At 34.7% G+C, this 21,624-nt stretch carries 20 protein-coding genes; 9 read left to right on the forward strand and 11 right to left on the reverse strand.

The window, feature by feature from the left end; genetic code table 11:
• Positions 1–11 precede the first annotated feature (11 nt).
• Positions 12–1,046 (forward strand): DUF3078 domain-containing protein, encoded by a 1,035-nt coding sequence (locus tag BMX64_RS02665; RefSeq protein WP_091166039.1) that lies wholly within the window; start codon positions 12–14, stop codon positions 1,044–1,046.
• A gap of 2 nt (positions 1,047–1,048) precedes the next feature.
• Here the strand turns inward: BMX64_RS02665 and BMX64_RS02670 are convergent, their stop codons facing one another.
• From BMX64_RS02670 to BMX64_RS02695, 7 genes are all read right to left on the reverse strand, one after another.
• Positions 1,049–2,395 carry a deoxyguanosinetriphosphate triphosphohydrolase gene (locus BMX64_RS02670; protein ID WP_091166042.1) on the reverse strand — a complete coding sequence of 449 codons (1,347 nt, stop codon included), beginning with the start codon at positions 2,393–2,395 and terminating at the stop codon, positions 1,049–1,051.
• 104 nt (positions 2,396–2,499) lie between these two features.
• On the reverse strand, positions 2,500–2,976 hold the full coding sequence (locus tag BMX64_RS02675; RefSeq protein ID WP_091166045.1) for an RDD family protein: 477 nt from the start codon (positions 2,974–2,976) through the stop codon (positions 2,500–2,502).
• Positions 2,977–3,153: 177 nt separating this feature from the next.
• Positions 3,154–3,276: a hypothetical protein gene (locus BMX64_RS15910; RefSeq protein WP_262987357.1), complete on the reverse strand. Its 123-nt coding sequence runs from the start codon at positions 3,274–3,276 to the stop codon at positions 3,154–3,156.
• Between the two features lie 197 nt (positions 3,277–3,473).
• The gene (locus tag BMX64_RS02680; protein WP_091166048.1) at positions 3,474–5,888 is read right to left on the reverse strand and encodes a ribonucleoside-diphosphate reductase subunit alpha; all 2,415 of its coding nucleotides are present in this window, start codon (positions 5,886–5,888) and stop codon (positions 3,474–3,476) included.
• 201 nt (positions 5,889–6,089) lie between these two features.
• Positions 6,090–7,067 (reverse strand): ribonucleotide-diphosphate reductase subunit beta, encoded by a 978-nt coding sequence (locus tag BMX64_RS02685; protein WP_091166051.1) that lies wholly within the window; start codon positions 7,065–7,067, stop codon positions 6,090–6,092.
• Positions 7,068–7,330: 263 nt separating this feature from the next.
• The gene (locus BMX64_RS02690; RefSeq protein ID WP_091166053.1) at positions 7,331–7,897 is read right to left on the reverse strand and encodes a DUF3109 family protein; all 567 of its coding nucleotides are present in this window, start codon (positions 7,895–7,897) and stop codon (positions 7,331–7,333) included.
• 86 nt (positions 7,898–7,983) lie between these two features.
• Positions 7,984–8,790, reverse strand: coding sequence for a DUF4412 domain-containing protein (locus BMX64_RS02695; RefSeq protein WP_143056048.1), 807 nt, complete (start codon positions 8,788–8,790; stop codon positions 7,984–7,986).
• Between the two features lie 188 nt (positions 8,791–8,978).
• Here BMX64_RS02695 and BMX64_RS02700 point away from each other — a divergent pair, with 188 nt between their 5' ends.
• From BMX64_RS02700 to BMX64_RS02710, 3 genes are all read left to right on the forward strand, one after another.
• Positions 8,979–9,554, forward strand: a complete 576-nt coding sequence (locus tag BMX64_RS02700) for a MarC family protein (RefSeq protein ID WP_396180358.1) — start codon at positions 8,979–8,981, stop codon at positions 9,552–9,554.
• Positions 9,555–9,677: 123 nt separating this feature from the next.
• The gene (locus tag BMX64_RS02705) at positions 9,678–9,881 is read left to right on the forward strand and encodes a hypothetical protein (protein ID WP_091166062.1); all 204 of its coding nucleotides are present in this window, start codon (positions 9,678–9,680) and stop codon (positions 9,879–9,881) included.
• A gap of 2 nt (positions 9,882–9,883) precedes the next feature.
• A complete protein-coding gene (locus BMX64_RS02710; RefSeq protein ID WP_091166066.1) occupies positions 9,884–10,489 on the forward strand; it encodes an FAD-dependent oxidoreductase in 606 nt (201 codons plus the stop codon).
• A gap of 70 nt (positions 10,490–10,559) precedes the next feature.
• On the opposite strand, the gene BMX64_RS02715 is transcribed toward BMX64_RS02710, so the two are convergent.
• The 3 genes from BMX64_RS02715 to BMX64_RS02725 are packed head-to-tail and all read right to left on the reverse strand — an operon-like array spanning position 10,560 to position 13,158.
• On the reverse strand, positions 10,560–12,131 hold the full coding sequence (locus BMX64_RS02715) for a S41 family peptidase (RefSeq protein ID WP_091166069.1): 1,572 nt from the start codon (positions 12,129–12,131) through the stop codon (positions 10,560–10,562).
• Positions 12,132–12,563: a deoxycytidylate deaminase gene (locus tag BMX64_RS02720; RefSeq protein WP_091166071.1), complete on the reverse strand. Its 432-nt coding sequence runs from the start codon at positions 12,561–12,563 to the stop codon at positions 12,132–12,134. It abuts the gene before it with no gap.
• Position 12,564: 1 nt separating this feature from the next.
• Positions 12,565–13,158, reverse strand: coding sequence for a HupE/UreJ family protein (locus tag BMX64_RS02725; RefSeq protein WP_091166531.1), 594 nt, complete (start codon positions 13,156–13,158; stop codon positions 12,565–12,567).
• Between the two features lie 179 nt (positions 13,159–13,337).
• Here BMX64_RS02725 and BMX64_RS02730 point away from each other — a divergent pair, with 179 nt between their 5' ends.
• Positions 13,338–13,769, forward strand: a complete 432-nt coding sequence (locus tag BMX64_RS02730; RefSeq protein ID WP_091166076.1) for a tellurite resistance TerB family protein — start codon at positions 13,338–13,340, stop codon at positions 13,767–13,769.
• A gap of 53 nt (positions 13,770–13,822) precedes the next feature.
• Here the strand turns inward: BMX64_RS02730 and fbp are convergent, their stop codons facing one another.
• A complete protein-coding gene (gene fbp, locus BMX64_RS02735; protein WP_091166078.1) occupies positions 13,823–14,842 on the reverse strand; it encodes a class 1 fructose-bisphosphatase in 1,020 nt (339 codons plus the stop codon).
• Positions 14,843–15,012: 170 nt separating this feature from the next.
• On the opposite strand from fbp, the gene BMX64_RS02740 reads away from it, so the two are divergent.
• From BMX64_RS02740 to BMX64_RS02755, 4 genes are all read left to right on the forward strand, one after another.
• Entirely contained in the window at positions 15,013–15,492 is a 480-nt protein-coding gene (locus BMX64_RS02740) for a GNAT family N-acetyltransferase (RefSeq protein WP_091166081.1), read from the forward strand.
• Between the two features lie 26 nt (positions 15,493–15,518).
• The gene (locus BMX64_RS02745) at positions 15,519–16,775 is read left to right on the forward strand and encodes an aspartate kinase (RefSeq protein WP_091166084.1); all 1,257 of its coding nucleotides are present in this window, start codon (positions 15,519–15,521) and stop codon (positions 16,773–16,775) included.
• A gap of 189 nt (positions 16,776–16,964) precedes the next feature.
• The gene (locus tag BMX64_RS02750; RefSeq protein WP_091166087.1) at positions 16,965–20,396 is read left to right on the forward strand and encodes a hypothetical protein; all 3,432 of its coding nucleotides are present in this window, start codon (positions 16,965–16,967) and stop codon (positions 20,394–20,396) included.
• Positions 20,397–20,492: 96 nt separating this feature from the next.
• Positions 20,493–21,563, forward strand: a complete 1,071-nt coding sequence (locus tag BMX64_RS02755; RefSeq protein WP_091166088.1) for a glycosyltransferase — start codon at positions 20,493–20,495, stop codon at positions 21,561–21,563.
• Positions 21,564–21,624 lie beyond the last annotated feature (61 nt).

Consider the following 21,624-nt stretch of genomic DNA (forward strand, 5'->3'; position numbering starts at 1 on the left):
ATTACTCCAAAATGAAATTTTTAACCTACACATTATTATTGCTTGCATTCACATTTCCTCTTAATAGTTTTTCCCAAGAAGCGACAAATACCACTCTTTCCGACGGACTTAAACCTATAACCACACTATCAACTGCAGGAAAATCATTGCATGTTCCGCTAAAAATACAAACTAAAACACATTATCTTCCCTTATCACATTGGAGCAAAAAAAATAGTTTAGGTTTTGACATCTCTGAAGTTGCCTTTGTTAACTGGTCTGCCGGGGGAACAAGTTCAATTTCCGGTTTATTTAAAGGTAAATTTCACCGAGTGTATAACCGAAGCAATTATAACTGGTCAAATGAATTAGTAATTAGATACGGATTAAACAAACAAGACGGAATCGATCTTAGAAAAACAGATGACGCCATCCAATTAAACTCTACTTTCGGATATAGAAAAGACACGCTTTCAAACTGGTTTCATTCCGCTAAATTTAATTTCAATACGCAATTTACTAACGGTTACGCGTATCCAAATACTGAAAAAGCGATTTCAACACCCTTTGCTCCCGCTTATATTTTTATGGGAATAGGTGCCGAAAACATTAATAAAGAAAAAAAGAGAACGTTCTACATCTCTCCCTTTACCTTTAAAACAACCTTAGTTTTAGACCAAAGACTAGCTGATCAGGGTGCTTTTGGTGTTCCAAAAGCTACTTATGATCTCGACGGAAATCAACTCACAGAAGGTGAAAGGTCAAAAATGGAACTTGGTTTTCTGATTACCAACAAATATAAAAAAGAAATTTTCAAAAATATCAGTTTAGAAAATCGGCTGAGCTTATATTCTGATTATGTAAATCGTTTTGGAAACATCGATATTGATTGTGATTTGCAAGTAGAACTTGTGGTAAATCAATATGTAAAAGCTAATATTGGAGCACATGTTATCTATGACGATGACATCAAATCTAAAAGAGAAATTGCTGGAATACAAGTAACCGAAGGTCCAAAAACTCAGGTTCGCCAAGCGATTGGTGTGGGAATTGAATATATTTTTTAGAATTAATTCTTTTTTCTGCCGTTTATAGTTTCAAACAATTCAAGTGCATTTCCATCTGTCAACAACGAAATAAAATGACAAATATGGAGCAATCTTCCGTACAAATTTTCTTTTTCCTGATGGTGTTTCTCGGGCAACATTTTCAGAATTAAAGAATCGTAATTAGACGCATTCCCGTTGTATTTGTTATTATAAGCCGTTATGAATTTATCCAACAACGTTTGAATAATCTGATAACCGACGATTTCTTTCTCGATGACTTCCCGGCTTTGGTAAATATTATCGACACTAATCTTGATAATATCATCCATCTGGGCTTTGTACTTACTTTTATCCATTATGGCAAACGGGAATTTCCCGTTCAGAATCAAGGCTTCATTTTCAACAAATACCTTTACGGCATCATTTATTAAACTCCCAATGGCCAAAGCGCGCAAATAACTAATGCGGTCTTCTTTGGTTTCCAAAGTCTTGTATTTAGATGTATCAATACTGTCTTTTACCAATTTTATCAAATATTCTAATGCAAAATCTTCGGAAACTAATCCTAAATTGATTCCGTCTTCAAAATCAATAATGGTATAACAAATATCATCTGCAGCTTCTACTAAATACGCCAAAGGATGTCTTTCGAAACCAACATCACTTCCTGATTTATTTGGAATCAAACCCATATCAGAAGCTACATCTTGAAAAAAAGCTTTGTCGGTTTGAAAGAAACCGTATTTTTTGTCGGCAATGTCTTTGGTTGGTTTTTTAGGCAAACTTTCTTTAGGATATTTCATAAAAGCGCCCAACGTTGCATACGAAATCCGAAGTCCGCCTTCAATTCCGGGACGACTGGCCGTCAGCACCGAAAACCCATTTGCATTTCCTTCAAAATCAATTAAATCCTGCCATTCTTTTGCAGAAAGCTGGTCTTTGTATTGTTGTCCTTTTCCAATGGAAAAATATTCTCCAATCGCTTTTTCACCGGAATGTCCAAAAGGTGGATTTCCAATATCATGCGCCAACGAAGCCGCAGCAACAATAGCACCGAAATCATTCATGTGATAGCCATGAACTTCTTTCAAATGCGGATATTTTTCGATGATTTTCTTACCCACCAATCGCCCCAAAGAACGACCCACAACCGAAACTTCTAAACTGTGCGTCAATCGGGTGTGTACAAAATCTGTTTTTGATAACGGAATAACTTGTGTTTTATCCTGTAAACTTCTAAAAGCGGCCGAGAAAATGATACGGTCATAATCAACCTCAAAACCCAAACGGGTATCGTCTTGTTCTACACGCAATCTTTTGCCTTTGTCGCCTTGTCGTTTTAGTGATAAAAGTTGTTCCCAGTTCATTATTTTATTTTTGGTATTTAAAAGGAGCGAATATAAAGAAAAGGATGTGTTTAAAAACAAAAAAGCAGCCTAAAATGACTGCAATTTTTATCTTTTGTACTTTCTTATTCCTCCGAAAACAATTTCTTTTTGGCTATAAAATCATGCTTTTTCACCACATAGGTAACTGATAAAGTATCATGCCATCCTCGATCAGCAGTTAAAAAAGAAAAAGGCTCAAAAGGAATTAATCTAGAAAGTGTTCTTACAATTATACTTTTCATATTGGGTCTTGAACCTTCATGCTTTACAACAATTGTTTTCGTGAAATACTTCCCGAAGGTTCTGGAAAAATACATTTCAGTTATTAAATAATAAAAAAACAAGATGACAAGTCCAAAAAAGAAACTTTCAACTCCTCTTAATGAAGAAACCCAATTTGATGCTGTATCACTTTTCGTTAAATCTCCAATTAGAATTATGGTCGTACCAATACTGATTTCGATAACATAAATTATAAATAAATCAATAACGAAATTCAGTAGACGTTGGCCTTTGGAAGCTAATAAATCATCTGTAACAGTAAATTTTTTATTTTCCATGATAGTGATTTTTACAATGATAACTACATCAAATATAGTGAATTATTTACAAATTTAAACTGTTAGCTCTAGGTAATTAGCCCCGATTGAAGTGAAAATCCTTTTTGTTCGCCTTTTCGGCGAATAAAAAGATTGTAACGAAAAGCGGGAAATAGCTCCAAAAAAAAGCAGCTATCGTTACAATAGCTGCTTTTCAAATTTAAATACTTTTTTTAATTCGAATTTTAAAACAACTTCCGTCAGTTTTACAAATTCTTCTTCCATTTCTTGTTGTGATACATTTTCTAAAAATGTAATCATAACCTTCATCCGTTTTTGGACTCATAATTGAAATTATTAAAATTTAACAATAAAGAAGTCCTTTTTTTTACCAAAAAATTTTATATTTGAAGTCTGAAAACAAAAAGATTTTTGGCTATAGAATAGAACTTCAATTCTATTATCTATAATTTATTAAAAAAAGGCTTCAACTCGAATTGAAGCCTTTTTTATTTTATTTAACTCCCACACATTTCACATTCGTCTGGACCAGCATTTTTAGACAATTCAAGCATCGCTCTGTATTCATCGGCTGTCATTTCTACTGCTTCTGCAACTGCAGGAATAGCGATTGATTGCTCTTTGATTTCGATTGGCTCTGCTTTTTTATCATTGTTCAATGTAAATTTAATTGCATCCACCGCAGCTTTGGTTCTTAGATAATACATTCCCGTTTTCAATCCGGATTGCCAAGCGTAGAAATGCATTGATGTCAATTTAGAATAATTGGCATTTTGCATAAACAAGTTCAATGATTGCGATTGATCCACAAAATAACCACGTTGACGTGACATATCGATAATATCTTTCATTGACATTTCCCAAACGGTTTTGTACAATTCTTTCAAGTCTTGCGGAATATTAAGTGCTTGAACTGAACCGTTATTACGCATTAATTCTTGTTTCAAGTTTTCGTTCCACAAACCACGTTCCACTAAATCGTGCAACAAGTGTTTGTTTACCACAATAAATTCACCCGAAAGTACTCTTCTCGTGTAAATATTAGAAGTATATGGTTCGAAGGCTTCGTTGTTACCCAAAATTTGTGAAGTCGAAGCCGTTGGCATTGGCGCCACTAATAACGAGTTTCTCACTCCGTGTTCCATTACTTCTTTTCTCAATGAAGTCCAGTCCCAACGTCCTGATAATTCCTCATCTTTCAATCCCCAAAGGTTGTATTGAAATTCCCCTTGTGAAATTGGCGAACCTTTAAAAGTTGAATACGGTCCTTCTTCTTTGGCCATTTCCATCGATGCGGTTACGGCTGCAAAATATAAGGTTTCAAAAATTTCCTGATTCAGTTTTTTTGCTTCGTCGCTCGTAAACGGCAAACGCAACATAATGAAAGCATCAGCTAATCCTTGCACTCCAAGACCAATTGGTCTGTGGCGTTTATTAGAATTTTCTCCTTCTATAACGGGATAATAATTCCTGTCAATTACTTTATTTAAGTTTCTGGTTACTCGTTTGGTAACGGTATACAACAATTCATGATTGAATTTTTTGTTTTCCACAAACATTGGCAACGAAAGTGAAGCCAGGTTACAAACTGCGATTTCATCTTTAGAAGTGAATTCCATAATCTCCGTACACAAATTCGAAGAACGAATGGTACCCAGATTTTTTTGGTTTGATTTTCTGTTAGCTGCATCTTTGTACAACATGTAAGGTGTTCCGGTTTCAATTTGCGATTCTAGGATTTTCTCCCACAATTCATGCGCTTTGATGGTTTTTCTACCTTTTCCACGTTTCTCGTAATCAATGTACATTGCTTCAAATTCTTCGCCATACACATCATATAATCCCGGACATTCATTAGGACACATCAAGGTCCAATAACTGTCTTCCTGCACACGTTTCATAAATAAATCCGAAGTCCACATCGCGAAGAACAAATCTCTCGCACGCATTTCTTCTTTTCCGGTATTCTTTTTCAAGTCCAAAAATTCAAAGATATCCGCATGCCAAGTTTCGATATAAATAGCAAAACTTCCTTTACGTTTTCCTCCACCTTGATCTACATATCTTGCAGTATCATTAAAAACACGCAACATAGGAACAATTCCATTAGACGTTCCGTTTGTTCCACGAATATAAGAACCAGTAGCTCTTACATTGTGAATAGAAAGCCCAATTCCACCCGCTGATTGCGAGATTTTGGCCGTTTGTTTCAACGTATCATAAATCCCGTCAATACTATCGTCTTGCATCGCCAAAAGGAAACAAGAAGACATTTGAGGTTTTGGCGTACCTGCATTGAACAATGTAGGAGTTGCATGCGTAAAGAACTTTTTCGACATTAAGTCGTACGTTTCAATCACCGATTTCAAATCGTCTAAGTGAATTCCAACAGAAACACGCATCAGCATGTGCTGTGGACGCTCCACGATTTTACCGTTTATTTTTAGCAAGTACGATCTTTCTAAGGTTTTAAAACCAAAATAATCGTAGTTGAAATCTCTATTATATATAATATGGGAATCCAAAAATTCCGCGTTATCCATTATCACTTTATGCACTTCCTCAGAAAGTAACGGTGCGTATTGACCGTTTCTTGGATTCACATAATTGAACATATCATTCATCGTTTCCGAAAATGATTTTTTAGTATTCGAATGTAAATTTGAGATTGCAATACGAGCTGCTAATTGTGCATAATCAGGATGCGCAATAGTCATTGACGCAGCAGTTTCGGCAGCAAGATTATCCAATTCAGATGTCGAAACACCATCATAAAGTCCTTCAATTACGCGCATTGCCACTTTCACGGCATCAACCAAATCATTCAAACCATAACATAGTTTTTTAATTCTATCTGTGATTTTGTCGAACATTACAGGCTCTTTGTGGCCATCTCTCTTAATTACATACATAAGCTAAATTGTTTTTAAAAAACAGAAAATCCCTTTTCTATTTTTTGGGTATTTGTTAATTTTTTTTGGGAAGCTAATCCCGCTGTCATTCCGATCTTTCTAGTCCTGAACTTGTTTCAGGATCCTGAAACAAGTTCAGGACTAGAAAGGATATTCCCTTCCATCGGGGCTAAAAACACCCGATACTACAATAACTATTTTCTAAAAATCAGCGTCAAAAGATATTTTCTGAGCATCCTCATCGGTATTCATAACACCGGCTTTTTGATATTCGGCCACTTTCTTTTCAAAGAAGTTTGTTTTTCCTTGAAGTGAAATCATATCCATAAAATCAAACGGATTTGTAGTATTGTATTCTCGTTCGCAACCTAATTCAACCAATAATCTATCAGCAACAAATTCTAAATATTGCGTCATTAATACTGCATTCATCCCTATCAAACTCACTGGAAGCGATTCCGTAATAAATTCCCTTTCAATATTCAAAGCGTCTACAATAATACTTCTGATTCTTTCTTTTGGCACTTTATTCACCAAGTGGTGGTTGTGTAAATGCACCGCAAAATCACAGTGAACACCTTCGTCACGAGAAATCAATTCGTTAGAAAATGTCAATCCTGGCATTAATCCACGTTTTTTCAACCAATAAATAGAACAAAATGCTCCCGAAAAGAAAATTCCTTCCACCGCTGCAAAAGCAATTAATCTTTCAGCAAACGAATCCGATTCAATCCATTTCAAAGCCCAATCCGCTTTTTTCTTAATTGCCGGAAAAACTTCTAATGCATTGAACAATTCATCTTTCTCCGCTTCGTCTTTTACATAAGTGTCAATCAATAACGAATACGTTTCGCTGTGAATGTTTTCCATCATGATTTGGAACCCGTAAAAGAATTTTGCTTCTGCATATTGCACTTCGTTCACAAAATTTTCAGCCAGATTTTCATTTACGATTCCATCTGAAGCAGCAAAAAATGCTAAAATGTGTTTAACAAAATAACGCTCATCGTCCGAAAGCTTGTTATTCCAGTCATTTAAATCTTGTGACAAATCGATTTCTTCAGCAGTCCAGAAACTGGCTTCCATACTTTTATAAAATTCCCAAATATCATGGTGTTTGATAGGAAAAATTACGAAACGATTTTTATTCTCTTGTAAAATTGGTTCAAGTTGTGCCATTATAGTAGTTTGTTTTTTTTGAAATTTTAACGAAATAAATTCCGTTTTGAGAGTTACAAAGATTGTGAAATATTGCTGGAATTAAAAGCCAAACTTATCCACAATCGGTTATAGTTTTTAACAAATAGAAAAAATTAAATATTTTCAACAAGATTTACAAATCACTTTAAATCAGCCATTTGAAATTTAAAAAAAAGAGGGAAGTACCGTAAAATATAGGATTTTTAGAATACAAAACTATAGAAAATCTACTTTTATATAAATTATTTTTTCATGTCTTCAGCAACCTTTTCAAGCTCGGCATACCAGTCTTCACCAAACTTTCGAACTAAGGCTTCTTTGACAAATTTATAAACTGGAACATCCAACTCCTGACCTAAAGAACAGGCCGGATCACAAATATCCCATTTGTCATAATTAACAGCAGCAAATTCTGTAAAATCTTTCACCCGAACTGGATACAAGTGACAAGAAACCGGTTTTTTCCAGTCGATTATTCCTTGATTGTACGCTTGTTCGATACCGCACAAAGCCGTTTTACCGTCAAAAATTACGTAAGCACAATCTTTATCATCAATTAAAGGCGTTTCAAGATCACCATCGGTTCCTTTGACCCAAGTTCCTTGCGCTTCAATAGCAGCAATTCCCTGCTTGCGCAAAAAGGGTTTGACTTTTGGATAAATAGATTCGAGGATTTTAGTTTCCTCCAAACTTAATGGCGCTCCAGCATCGCCGTCTACACAGCAAGCGCCTTTACAAGCAGTCAAATTGCAAACAAAATCTTTTTCGAGTAAGTCTTCTGAGACGATGGTTTTTCCTAGTTGAAACATTCTGCAAAGGTATTCAAAGAAATTCAAAAAAGCACCTCAGCAAATCATAAAATTCGAAAACAAAATAGAAGAAAATAAAAAATAATTTACATGAATTTATAGTCTGATTTTAGAAATTCACGAGAATTTTTCTCTAAAACAACACACTTCATCGTGGTTATTTTTCCTTTATTTTTCAAGTCTTTCATACTCATTGTCATCATCAAAGGTCGGTCTCCAGTTTTAAAATATCGCTTTAAAACATCCGGGGTTTTCTGTCTTTGCTGAGATCTAAACATATCCGAAAAACTCACCTTGGCCTCATTTGTATAATAAAATACCATCACAAAATCGGCACTTGTGGCTTCAATTCCCTTACAATTATAACCCATAATTATTTTATTGGGAAGTGACCTGTATGAAAACCCGTCACTTTCATTCTCTTTTGATGTCATTTCGGAGTAATCAGGCATTTTAGAAGCCATGGCAACCTTTTCTTTTTCTTGATTAAAAGCAGTAATCATCAACTTATTTCTGCTGTCAATTACCATAAACATTTCACCGGATTCACCCATTTTGAATCCAAAATATTCCGCATTAGGCTCTAAAAAATAATCCATAATCATCGCCTTTTCCTTTTCACTCTGAATTTCCAAAGAATATTTCCAGCTGAACGAATAGGAATCTGGAACCAAAGCAGGATCAACTTTGTTTTTTCCGTATGCCATTGCCATCACATTAGCATCCAAAACCTTATCTTTAGAATTCTTCGTTTCCTCTTCCTCTTTATCACTGGCTTTCTGTTCTATTTTATCTTGGACTTTTTTTTGCAATTTTTTTAAAATTTGCGCTTCCAAAACATTATTAAAAACCAACAACAACACCAAACTAAAAACCCAACACATCTTTTTCATGACAGTAAATTTTAGATTAAATACAAATTTACAATTTGATTATCAGATAGTTATGATTAATTAAATAAAATTAAGAAGGAGCAATATCTATTAAAATAAAAGAAAAAAATAGCCTGATAAATTAAAAATTAACGTAGCCCATAAACAAACAAAATTCAATACTTTTGTGATAAATAAGTACCCGAATTATGGAATTAGACATTAGAGAAATAATCACAGTTGGAATGGTGCTTTTCGCCGTAATTGATATTGTGGGATCCATCCCAATTATTGTTGATTTAAGAACAAAACATGGACACATTGAATCTGAAAAAGCATCCATTGTTGCCGGTGTCATTATGATTGTTTTTCTTTTTGCAGGTGAAGAGCTTTTAAAATTAATTGGCATCGACGTTAATTCTTTTGCCGTAGCTGGTTCATTCGTCTTATTCTTTCTGGCTTTGGAAATGATTTTAGGAATCAGGATTTATCGTGATGAGGAAGCCAGTTCCGCCTCGATTGTGCCATTAGCATTTCCTTTGATTGCCGGAGCCGGGACCATGACAACTTTACTGTCTTTGCGTTCTCAGTTTTACACAATTAATATTGTGATTGCCATAATTTTGAATATCATCTTGGTATACGTCGTTTTGAAATCCTCTTCTAAAATTGAAAAAATGTTAGGTGAGAATGGACTTGGAGTGATCAGAAAGACTTTTGGAGTAGTTCTTCTCGCTATTGCTGTTAAATTATTCGCTGCGAATGTTAAAGGTTTGTTTGTCTAAATTTAATTTTCATAAATTTACTCCCTAACATTTTATATAAATAATTAGATTTTTAGAAAAACTACTTTCTAAATAACATCCCTAAATATTTCTTTCTTTTATATTAAAAAACAAAAACATCTTATGAAAATTTTCACTAACATATTGGTATTTTTAGCATTAGCTCTAATCCTATTTAATGTTACTTTACTGGACTTTAAAAATCCATTTCAAGGAGATAGCGTAGTTGCTTTTATTGGAATCGCAGCTTCTTTTTGTGCCGTGTTGATCCTTCTCATTTTTAGAATGTCTAAAAAAATAGAGGAAAAATCGAATGACAATCTATAATTATGTTTGATGTTTTGATTATTGGCGGTGGGGTTTCAGGAATGTCATGTTCACTTGTACTAGGTTCAGCAAAAAACAAACCTTTTGTCGCTAATAAAAAAATCGGCATTTTTACCCATCAAAAAACATCTTCCCTTCAAGAAGCGTTATTCAAGAACGCTTACGGGATACCACCCGGGAAATTAGGCTCTGATTTACTGCACGAAAGCATCACGCATCTTTCCGAAACGTATCCGCACATTGTGCAAATTCCCAGTGAAAAAGTACTCAAAATCGAAGGCATCTGTCCTGAATTTACAGTCATTACAAATAAAACAAGCTACAAAACCCGCATAATTGTAGTAGGAATTGGTTCAGCAAATACTTTTGCCATCGAAGGCTTAATGGAATATGTAGAACCACATCAAAAATCGCTTCCTGAAAAACAAAGAATACAACTCAAGAACATCGACCATAAAGTTGCCGAAGGTATTCATGTGATAGGAACTTTAGCAGGCTGGAGAAGTCAACTGGCCATTGCTGCCGGAAGTGGCGCCGCAGTTGCAACAGACATTCTAACTTTATGGAATGACGGGATTCAAACGCATGCCCATGACAGTATTCGGTAGAAAAAGTTGAATTAAACTTTTAATTATCCTTAAAACTCTAAACTATTTATTATCTCAATAATAGATTGCCTTACTGATTTAAAATCTTTTTTACCATCGCATCTTCTTTCAACACAATCTCATAATAATAGCTTTCCCCATACAATTGTCGGGCAAATTCAGCGGAAAGATAGCGTTTTACCAAAGCCTTGCTTTTTCCAAAATTCAGATCCAATCCGTTTCCAAAAATAAATTTTTGGAATGCATTAAAATACACCTCTGTGGCATTCATTTTAGTTTGAAATTGATCGAAAGACAATCCTTTAAAAGCACTTCGGTTTTTATCCAATTGCTCAAAAACAAAATTACCTACAATTCCGGATTGCAATAAATAAGCGGTACTTTCATTTCCGTGCTCCACTTCAAGGGGAACAAAAACATCTGGGACAATTCCGCCGCCGCCATATACAATTTTACCTTTTTTAGTTTTGAATTTTATGGTGTCCAAAACTTTTATACTGTCTTTGTCATACAATTCACCATTCCCAAAACGAGCTTCTGATTCTTTGAAATAGGCTTCATTTCCTTTTGAATATGGCTTTTGAATCGAACGTCCTGTTGGAGTGTAATATCTGGCAATGGTCAATCGAACGGCTGAACCATCGGCAAAATCCATTTCTCGCTGTACCAATCCTTTTCCAAAAGAACGACGCCCCACAATGGTTCCTCTGTCATTATCCTGAACCGCACCGGCAAGAATTTCACTAGCTGAGGCACTGTTTTCATTGATTAAAATAAAAACATTGCCTTTTTCAAAATTACCTTTTGCAGTTGCAAATGTTTTATCAATATTTCCGTTTTTATTTTTAGTAAAAACAATCAGTTGTTTATCCGGCAACAATTCATCGGCAATGGCAATCGCTTCTTCCATATATCCGCCACCATTATCTCGAACGTCAATAACAAGTGATTTTGCTCCTTGCTGTTTGAGTTTAGACAAACCTGCCATAAACTCTTTATAAGTAGTTTCCGCAAATCGATTTATTTTTATATATCCTGTCGCATTACCTAAAAGCAGTACCGCATCGACACTTTTCAAAGGAATAACGTCTCTCTTTATTTTTAGTTTTAGTTTTTTATGTTCTGATTTTCTGTAAATCGTAAGTTCAATATCGGAGCCAATGGTTCCTTTTAATTTAGAAAACAAACTGTCAGTCGGTAATTTACGCCCATACAATTTTGTTTTACCAGCATATAAAATACGGTCGCCTGCCTTTATTCCAGCTTTTGCCGAAGGGCCGTTCTCCACTGGTTTTATTACAGCAACAGAATCTTTGTACATATAAAAATTTACCCCTATTCCTACGAAGTTTCCCTTCATGCTTTCCATCACTTCTTGCTGATCACTTGGCGGAATATATACTGAATGTGGATCGAGCTGCGCCAAAATATTATCAACCGTAAGATTTACAATAGAGTCCGTATTAACATCATCCACGTATTCATTATCGATAAAATCAATGAGTTTATTTAGCTTGCTTTTCGAATTGTTTTTAACAAGATAATCTGCTGTGTTAGGAAAATTTAACATTCCACCCAAGACAACACCTAAAGCAAGTGTTGAAAAAATAAGAATGGGCAAATATTTAGTATTAAAGTTCATTTATTCTTCTAAAATTGAAATATGCTCCACCTCTACTCCGGCTTTTATCAGAAACTGAATTCCTGAATCATCCCGATATCCATTGTGATACACCACTCTTTTTATTCCGGACTGATGAATCAATTTACTGCATTCCTTGCAAGGCGAAAGCGTAATATACAATGTGGCTCCTTCACAGGATTGCGTGGATCGGGCTACTTTCAGAATCGCATTTGCCTCAGCATGCAAAACATCCCAACGCGTTAATCCTTCCTCGTCTTCACAGCAATTTTCAAAACCAGAGGGCGTTCCGTTGTATCCGTCAGAGATTATCATTCGATCTCGTACAATAATCGCACCAACTTGTTTGCGTTTACAATACGACAGTAAACTCCATTCTTTGGCAATTCTAAGATACGCTTTATCGTATTTATTTAATTTTTTTTCGTTCATTTTATCTTATCCAGATTTCACTTTCCACAATCATTGGTATAACCACTCCTATTATAAATGCCGACATTACTAATGTCCAATCGCGTTTCGAAAATCTAAAAACGGTTTGAACTATATACGACAAAATCAAAACGACAAAAACTACAACAATCTGAGCCGCTTCTATTCCTAACGCGAATTCTGACAACGGCAATATTTTAGAAGTAGCATCGCCACCAAGAATCGATTTAAAATAATTTGAAAATCCCAATCCATGAATTATCCCAAAGAAAAGCGTAATAAAAAACACCAAATTGATACTTTCTTTCTTGCTTGATTTTCCAGCTGTAAAAAGGTTAAACAATGCTGTTATCACAATTGTTATTGGAATTAATAATTCGACTACATTCACTTTTATGGCAATTATACCAAAAACGGAAAGCATTAAAGCCATCGTGTGACCAAGGGTAAAAAGGGTGACCAAAAGTACAATTCGCTTCCAATCCTTGAAAGAGAAAGGAACTGCTAGAGCGATTAAAAATAAAACATGATCATAAGCATGAATATCCAAAACGTGTTTTAATCCTATTTGAAAGTAAATCCAAAATTCTGACATCAGTAATTTATTAAGTTGATAAAGGGGTTGTAAACTTACGATTAATTTTGAAAATGATTCATTTGAATATTTAAATAAATACATTTCAAAACAGAACTTACTAAAAGAAAAAATATAAAAAAATTAAAATCAATAATTTAAAAATAGATTTATCTTTGTAAGATATAAAACCAATAATTATGTCATTTTCAGATTTATTTGATAGCGAATTTAAGCAAAGAAATAAAGGTCATTTTGCATCAATTGTCCGTGTAGCGCTTACTGACGAGAAGTTTTCTCCAGAAGAAAAAGCATTTTTAGACAAACTGGCAGTTCGATTAGAAATTTCTACTGCAGAATATGAGGAAATTCTAGAGAATCCTTTAAAATATCCAATCAATCCGCCTTATTTGTACGAGCAAAGAATGGAGCGTTTGTACGATTTAGCCCGAATTGTTCATGTTGATCATCATTTAGGTGACAAACAAGAAGTAATGCTTAGAAAAATTGGTGTAGGTTTAGGCTTTAACGCTGAAAACGTAGATTACATTGTAGATAAAGCGCTTAAATTAGTAGATAAAGAGGTTGATTTAGATACTTTCATTTTTGAGATGCAAAATATGAACAAGTAATCATATAAGTATATATATAAAAAGCTTCCGCCATGGCGGAAGCTTTTTTATTTTTAGTATTTGCTTAATTTTGCTTTATGCATAAATTCTTCTGCTTTTTCAACCATATTGTAGCTTCCGCAGAAAAAAGGTACCCGCTCATGCAATTCAGTTGGTATAATTTCCATAATACTTCCAAAACCATCTGAGGCTTTACCACCAGCTTGTTCGACAATAAATGCCATGGGATTACATTCATATAACAAACGTAATTTCCCTTTTGGTGCTTTAGAACTTGTTGGATAAATATAAATTCCGCCTTTAATCATGTTTCTATGAATATCCGAAACCAAACTTCCTATATAACGTGACGTGTACGGTCTATCATCTTCTTCGGACTGGCAGTATTTAATATAATCTTTAACCCCTTGTGGAAAATGAACATAGTTCCCTTCATTGATCGAATAAATATGTCCGTCTTTTGAAAACTGCATGTTTGGATGTGACAAATAAAACGTTCCAATAGCCGGATTTAATGTAAATCCATTTACGCCGTGTCCTGTAGTATAAACTAGCATAGTTGACGTACCGTAAATCACATAACCTGCAGCAACCTGATTGATTCCCGGCTGCAAAAAATCTTCTATTGTAACTGGAGTTCCTATTGGCGTAATTCTTCTATAAACAGAGAATATAGTTCCTACTGAAACGTTTACATCAATATTAGAAGAACCGTCAAGAGGATCCATTAAAACTACATATTTATTGTTGTGGCTTTTATCGCTTCCTTCCACTGTAATAAACTCATCGTTTTCCTCAGAAGCGATTCCACATACAATTTCCCGATTAATTAGCGTTTGAATAAAAACTTCATTTGCATACACGTCGAGTTTTTGCTGATCTTCTCCCTGAATGTTTTGTTCCCCCGCAGCACCTACAATATCTACAAGCCCCGCTTTGTTTACTTTATAATTGACCACCTTGGCTGCCAATCGGATGGAGTTAATGATTCGGGATAATTCGCCTGATGAATATTGAAAAGCATTTTGGTTTTCAATGATAAATTCTCCTAGTGTTTTGTTGCGTTGTTCCATTAAGAAATCGTTGTAGTTATTTTGAAGTCACAAATATCGTTTTTTTTGTGAAAATGATTTCAATAATATTTAGTTAGTTTATCAGTATTGTATATTTGCTTATTAAAGCTCCGATTTTATACGTATAAATACTGTTTTATCGTGTTTTTAGAACATTAAAATAAAAGATCATGAATATTAGAAGAGGAAATCCAGAAGACATGAAAGCTGTATTAGGGCTTATCAAAGAATTAGCTGAGTTTGAAAAAGAGCCAAATGCAGTTCTTGTAACTGTTGACGATTTAATTCGGGATGGTTTTGGCCCTGTTCCTCTCTTTCATGTTTTTGTTGCCGAAGTGGAGTCAGAAATTGTGGGTATCGCGTTATATTATTACCGTTATTCGACTTGGAAAGGAAAAACAATTCATCTGGAAGATTTAGTGGTAAAAGATAAAATGCGTGGAACCGGACTTGGATATGCTTTATATTCTGAAATTATAAAACAGGGTAAAAAAGATCAGGTTCGAAGAGTGGAATGGAATGTATTGGACTGGAATACTCCGGCAATAGAATTTTATGAAAAATCAGGCGCAAAAGTCCTTCGTGACTGGTATGTAGTACAAATGGACGAACTGGGAATCACGAATTTTGTGGAGAATAAATTGAAATAAAATAAAGAACAATTTTTGTTTAAAATATGAGAGTATTCAAATTTGGAGGAGCTTCTGTAAAAGATGCCGCAGGAATTAAAAACGTGTACGACGTTTTACAAAAAGTGGGTTACGAAGATGTATTGCTGGTCGTTTCTGCAATGGGAAAAACGACGAATGCATTGGAACTCGTCATAAAAAACTATTTCGACAAATCGGCTGAGTTAAATTCATCTGTCCAAGAAGTAAAAAAATACCACAATCAAATTTTGATGGATTTATTTGAGGATGAAAAAAATGAAGTTTTTTCAGCTGTAAATACACAATTTACTGATTTAGAATATTTTTTGGCGCACAATAAATCTCCAAATTATAATTTTGTATACGACCAGATTGTAAGTTATGGTGAATTAATTTCGACAACAATTCTGAGCCATTTCATGAATTTCATGAGAATAAAAACACAATGGCTGGATGTGCGTAATTTCATAAAAACAGATGCAAATTATAGAGATGCAGAAGTAGATTGGGAATTGACACAGAAAAACATTGCCAAAAACGTAAAACGAAAAATCCTAAACATCACACAAGGTTTCTTGGGTTCAGATGAGAATAATTTCACTACCACTTTAGGCCGTGAAGGTTCAGATTATACCGCTGCAATTTTTGCATATTGTTTAAATGCCGAAAGCGTAACCATCTGGAAAGATGTTCCAGGAGTGATGAATGCCGACCCAAGATATTTTGAAAACGCCAGTTTATTAAACCAAATTTCGTATCGCGAAGCGATTGAATTAGCATTTTACGGTGCAACGGTTATTCACCCAAAAACGCTGCAACCTTTACAGAAAAAGGAAATTCCCTTATATGTAAAATCATTCATAAATCCATTATTAAAAGGGACAAGCGTTTCTAAAGGAGTCGATTTAGAACCCTATTTACCTTGTTTTATTGTCAAAAGAAACCAACTTTTGATTTCGCTTTCCTCTATAGATTTCTCTTTCATCATGGAAGAAAACATCAGCGAGATTTTTGCTTTGTTTCACCAATTTAAAATAAAAGTAAATTTAATCCAGAATTCAGCGATTAGTTTCTCCGTATGCGTAGAAGATAAGTTTGATAATTTTAAAGCCTTAAATGCCATTTTGTCGAAAAAATTTAAAGTTGAATTTAACGAAAATGTCACTTTATATACCATTAGACATTTCGATGACAAAGCAGCACAAACTGTCGAAGAAAACAAAATTGTCTTATTGAAACAAGTCAGTCGTGAAACGATGCAAGTTGTGACAAAAGAAGTTTAGAAACTGTTTAACAGTATTGAAAAATGGGAATCGAAATTAAATTTGATTCCCATTTTTTGTTTTTAAAAATATAAAAAAAGCTATAATGGAGAAAATATTTATTTATGTATCCGCTAATTTTCTGATTGAGGCATCTTCTAATTATCGAATTATAAATACTACTTTTGGTACTTTCGAGTTATAGTATTTATGTTGAAAAAATTACTTTTTTGGATTGTAATAAGCTGTTTTTCTGGGCTCCATGCTCAGGAAATGAATTTGCTGTACAAAACCAAAAAAATCACTCCTACCCGCGACACGATTTACATTGAAAAAGAAAGCCTTAATTCTAGTTTTTTCAAATTGCTTGACGCAAATGGCAAACGGATTGACAGCACTTTATTTGCAATAAATTTTGAAAAAGGAACGCTACTTTTAAAGGGAAACAGTGATTTTGGCTCCGACTCACTTACTATACAATACTTGAAATTCCCTGAAATACTTACCCAAGAATACCGCATTTATGATTCCAGCCGAGTCGTCAGTAATGAAGCCGGAACTGGAAATTTATATAAAATTGAGGAAAAAAAAATAAACAAAAATGTGCCTTTTGATGGTTTGAATACTTCCGGAAGCATTACGCGTGGCTTGACGATAGGAAACAATCAAAATGCGGTTTTGAACTCCAATTTAGATTTACAAATCACAGGAAAAATATCCGAAAAAGTAAGTTTGAGAGCCTCCATTCAGGACAGTAATATTCCGTTGCAGGATGGCGGTTATTCTCAAAAACTAGATCAGTTTGACAATGTTTTCATGGAATTATTCAGCGACGAATGGAATATCCGTGCGGGTGATATTTTTCTGGAAAACAAGAACACCCAATTCCTGAATTTCAATAAAAAAGTACAGGGACTGGCGACAAATTTCAACTTTGGAACCGAAGAAAACAAAACGAATGTATTTGCATCTGCGGCATTAGTCCGGGGACAATATGCCAAAAGTGATATTGTGGGACAAGAGGGCAATCAGGGTCCGTACAAATTAAAAGGGCAAAATGGTGAATTATATGTTCTGGTGGTTTCAGGTTCAGAGCGGGTTTATGTCAATGGGATTTTACTGAAACGAGGCGAAAACAACGATTATACGATAGATTACAATGCGGGTGAAATTGTATTTACGCCACTTTTTACCATCACTTCCGAAATGCGAATTGCTATAGAATACCAATATTCTGACAGGAATTACACGCGTTTTGTAACCTACGCCAGAGCCACGCATGACAACAAGAAATGGAGTTTTGGAGGCTATTTATATTCGGAAAACGACTTGAAAAACCAACCGTTACAACAAAACCTCTCGCAGGAACAAGCCCAAATATTAGTCAATGCCGGAGACAATCCAAGTTTGATGACTGCGCCTTCCGCCTATTCCGACACGTACTCCGAAAATAAAGTGCTGTATCGAAAAACGCTCGTTAATGCCGTAGAAATTTTCGAATATTCGAATGACGCACAACAGGAATTATTCAATGTCCGATTCACTTTGGTAGGAACCAATAATGGGAATTATATATTAACCAATGCTGCAACAATCACCCGAGTTTATGAATACACAGCTCCTATAAATGGTCTTCCTCAAGGAAATTATGAACCCATAATTCAACTTATTGCACCAACGAAAGTACAAGTTGCCACCTTTTTAGGAAAATATAAACCCACTGAAAAAACAGCAGTTGATTTTGAAATTGGCATTAGCAACAATGATAAAAATTTATTTTCGACAATTGATGACGCGAATAATAAAGGTTTGGCTGGAAAAATAAATACCAAACAGCGTATTTTTTCAAAAAGATGGCAAATGGATGCTTTCGCCAATTATCAATTTATTCAGAACAATTTCAGATCTGTGGAACGGCTTTACAACATAGAATTTAATAGAGATTGGAATTTAGGAACAGCAGGCATTGGAAATCAAAGTTTATTAGTTTCCGGATTGCAATTGGATTTAAATCCAAAACCAAAATCCACCAATAAAGGATTAGTATTGTATCAATTTGAAAAACTAGATTTCTCCGAAAATTTTTCGGGTAGCAGGCATGTTTTAAATGGTTTGTTTCGAATAAAAAATTGGACTTTTCAAAACCAAGGCAGTTTTTTAAACAGTGATGGTACTATTTTATCCTCCAAATTTTTAAGAAACCAATCTCAAATGCGATTTCATTTCGACAAAAATTGGGTTGGTTCCAGCCTGCGTTTAGAAGACAATCAGGAAAAAGACAAAACAACCAATCAGTTTTCGGCTTTAAGCCAAAAGTTTACAGAGTATGGTTTTTTCACCGGAAGAGGCGACAGCACTAAGGTTTTTGTAGAATTGGGTTATCTTAGAAGAACCAATGACAGCTTACAGAATGGCTTGATTGAGCGCGTAAATTCCTCCCAGACTTTTATGCTGAAATCGAAATTGATTCAAACCAATAAAAGTGATTTGTCCCTTTTTGCCAATTACAGAGTCTTGGAATTTGTGGACGCTACACGAAAAAAAGAACCCTCATTGAATTCCAGAATTGTGTACACGGATCGTTTTTTCAATCAATTAATACAAAGCACAACGGTTTACGAAACGAATTCCGGAACCATTCCGCAACAGGAATTTACCTATCTGGAAGTACCGGCCGGACAAGGGGTTTATACTTGGAACGATTACAACAGCAATGGAATTCAAGAATTACAGGAATTTGAAGTCGCTCCGTTTATCGATCAGGCGAAATTTATCAGGGTGTTTTTACCCAATCGGATTTACATCAAAACACATCAAAATAAGTTCTCCCAATCCGTGACCTTAAACCCAAATCAATGGCAAAATGAAACCGGAATCAAGAAATTACTTTCCTATTTCTACAATCAAACCGCCTTTATAATCGACCGAAAAACGAGAAGTGACGGCGCTAATTTTGAATTAAATCCATTTAGCGGTTCCAATGAAAATGTGCTGGGGCTGAATTCCAGTTTAAGAAACAGTTTGTTTTACAATCGAGGAAAACAAAACCATTCTACAACGTATTCTTATTTAGAAAATAAAACCAAAAATTTATTATCCATCGGCTCGCAGGAAGCTACCAACAGTTCCCATCAATTGCAGTACAACCATTTGTACCAGAAAAGCTGGCTTTTTGGTTTTTTTGCCAAAACGATCCAAACCGCCATTCAATCGGAGAATTTCCCGGAGAAAAACTACGACATCAGCGGTTATCAATTGGCTCCAAAAATCAGTTATTTATTTTCCAAGAATACCAGTTGGGATCTCTTTTATGAGTTACAAAAGAAAGAAAACCAGATTGGAGTTTCGGAAATGCTGCTACAAAACCGTTTTGGAACTGCCTTCTCCTATTCGGGCACAAAAAAATTCACGATGAACGGAGAGGTTTCTTTTTACCAAAATAAATTTGATGGAAATGAATTCTCTTCTGTAGGATTTCAAATGCTGGAAGGCTTGCAAACGGGACAAAATTTGACTTGGAGATTGCTTTTGCAAAAAAATATCACACAATTTTTAGATATAAATTTTAATTACCAAGGTCGAAAAAGCGAAACAAGCCAAGCCATTCATACCGGAAACGTGCAATTGAGAGCTTATTTTTAATGAAATAATTTAATGGTTTGGTAATGCCTTAGAAATATGCGAAACGGGTTCATTTCCTAACTTTCAAATTAAAAATAACAAACCTATTTATCGCACATGGATTTGAAATCGAAACAAAAGACTATATTAATTGCACCATTAAATTGGGGCTTAGGTCACGCTACCCGATGCATTCCAATCGTTAAAGCGTTATTAGAAAATAATTATACTCCTATAATTGCATCCGATGGGATTGCATTGGCATTACTAAAAAAAGAATTCCCTAATATACAAACACTCGAACTTCCCTCTTACCAAATAGAATATGCTAAAAATGGCGCCAATTTTAAATGGAAATTGATACAAAATGGTCCCAAAATGGTTCGAGCTATTTTGGAAGAAAAAAAAACAATCAAAAATTGGATTGAAAAATATGCAATAGACGGCATTATTTCAGACAATAGATTAGGCGTTATTAGCAAGAAAGTGCCGTCTGTCTTTATCACCCATCAACTTAATGTAATGACTGGAAATACCACTTGGATAACTACTAAAGCGCATCAATATATCATAAAGAAATATACGGAATGTTGGGTTCCAGATCTCGCCGGAACTCTAAATCTAACTGGGAAACTAGGGCATATAAATGATCCAAATATCAAAATCAAATACATTGGTCCTATAAGCCGATTAGAGAAAAAATTAGTCCCAAAAAAATATGACTTATTGGTCATTCTCTCCGGTCCTGAACCTCAACGGGGAATATTGGAACATCATTTGAAGAAAGAAATAGTTCAATTCAAAGGAAATGTGATTTTTATTGAAGGAAATATAGAATCTGAACAGAAAACTGTTGTAAAAGAACATGTGACCTATTACAACTTCATGAATTCAACAGAACTAGAACTGGCTTTTAACGAAAGTGAAATGGTCCTTTGTCGTTCCGGTTACACTACAATAATGGATCTTGCACAATTAAGAAAAAAAGCATTTTTTATTCCGACTCCAGGCCAGTACGAACAGGAATATTTGGCTAAAAAACTAGAAAAAGAAGGTCTTGCACCTTACGCATCACAAGATGATTTCAGGATTAAAGACATTGAAAAAATAAAAAACTATAAAGGATTACCCAGATTAGACACCTCGGTAGACTGGAAAGCATTATTTCAAGTTTTTGAGAAGCAGTAACGATTACTCTGGTATCATACTAAAAATAAACAAGCGCTGTGATTAAGATTTATTTTCCAAT

The organism is Flavobacterium sinopsychrotolerans (assembly GCF_900110375.1).
GTDB classification, from domain to species: domain Bacteria; phylum Bacteroidota; class Bacteroidia; order Flavobacteriales; family Flavobacteriaceae; genus Flavobacterium; species Flavobacterium sinopsychrotolerans.

Excerpts from the sequence above, each read along its gene's own strand:
- BMX64_RS02665 (WP_091166039.1), top strand. The coding sequence starts at position 12 with ATGAAATTTTTAACCTACACATTATTATTGCTTGCATTCACATTTCCT.
- BMX64_RS02670 (WP_091166042.1), bottom strand. The coding sequence starts at position 2,395 with ATGAACTGGGAACAACTTTTATCACTAAAACGACAAGGCGACAAAGGC.
- BMX64_RS02675 (WP_091166045.1), bottom strand. The coding sequence starts at position 2,976 with ATGGAAAATAAAAAATTTACTGTTACAGATGATTTATTAGCTTCCAAA.
- BMX64_RS15910 (WP_262987357.1), bottom strand. The coding sequence starts at position 3,276 with ATGATTACATTTTTAGAAAATGTATCACAACAAGAAATGGAAGAAGAA.
- BMX64_RS02680 (WP_091166048.1), bottom strand. The coding sequence starts at position 5,888 with ATGTATGTAATTAAGAGAGATGGCCACAAAGAGCCTGTAATGTTCGAC.
- BMX64_RS02685 (WP_091166051.1), bottom strand. The coding sequence starts at position 7,067 with ATGGCACAACTTGAACCAATTTTACAAGAGAATAAAAATCGTTTCGTA.
- BMX64_RS02690 (WP_091166053.1), bottom strand. The coding sequence starts at position 7,897 with ATGTTTCAACTAGGAAAAACCATCGTCTCAGAAGACTTACTCGAAAAA.
- BMX64_RS02695 (WP_143056048.1), bottom strand. The coding sequence starts at position 8,790 with ATGAAAAAGATGTGTTGGGTTTTTAGTTTGGTGTTGTTGTTGGTTTTT.
- BMX64_RS02700 (WP_396180358.1), top strand. The coding sequence starts at position 8,979 with ATGGAATTAGACATTAGAGAAATAATCACAGTTGGAATGGTGCTTTTC.
- BMX64_RS02705 (WP_091166062.1), top strand. The coding sequence starts at position 9,678 with ATGAAAATTTTCACTAACATATTGGTATTTTTAGCATTAGCTCTAATC.
- BMX64_RS02710 (WP_091166066.1), top strand. The coding sequence starts at position 9,884 with ATGTTTGATGTTTTGATTATTGGCGGTGGGGTTTCAGGAATGTCATGT.
- BMX64_RS02715 (WP_091166069.1), bottom strand. The coding sequence starts at position 12,131 with ATGAACTTTAATACTAAATATTTGCCCATTCTTATTTTTTCAACACTT.
- BMX64_RS02720 (WP_091166071.1), bottom strand. The coding sequence starts at position 12,563 with ATGAACGAAAAAAAATTAAATAAATACGATAAAGCGTATCTTAGAATT.
- BMX64_RS02725 (WP_091166531.1), bottom strand. The coding sequence starts at position 13,158 with ATGTCAGAATTTTGGATTTACTTTCAAATAGGATTAAAACACGTTTTG.
- BMX64_RS02730 (WP_091166076.1), top strand. The coding sequence starts at position 13,338 with ATGTCATTTTCAGATTTATTTGATAGCGAATTTAAGCAAAGAAATAAA.
- fbp (WP_091166078.1), bottom strand. The coding sequence starts at position 14,842 with ATGGAACAACGCAACAAAACACTAGGAGAATTTATCATTGAAAACCAA.
- BMX64_RS02740 (WP_091166081.1), top strand. The coding sequence starts at position 15,013 with ATGAATATTAGAAGAGGAAATCCAGAAGACATGAAAGCTGTATTAGGG.
- BMX64_RS02745 (WP_091166084.1), top strand. The coding sequence starts at position 15,519 with ATGAGAGTATTCAAATTTGGAGGAGCTTCTGTAAAAGATGCCGCAGGA.
- BMX64_RS02750 (WP_091166087.1), top strand. The coding sequence starts at position 16,965 with ATGTTGAAAAAATTACTTTTTTGGATTGTAATAAGCTGTTTTTCTGGG.
- BMX64_RS02755 (WP_091166088.1), top strand. The coding sequence starts at position 20,493 with ATGGATTTGAAATCGAAACAAAAGACTATATTAATTGCACCATTAAAT.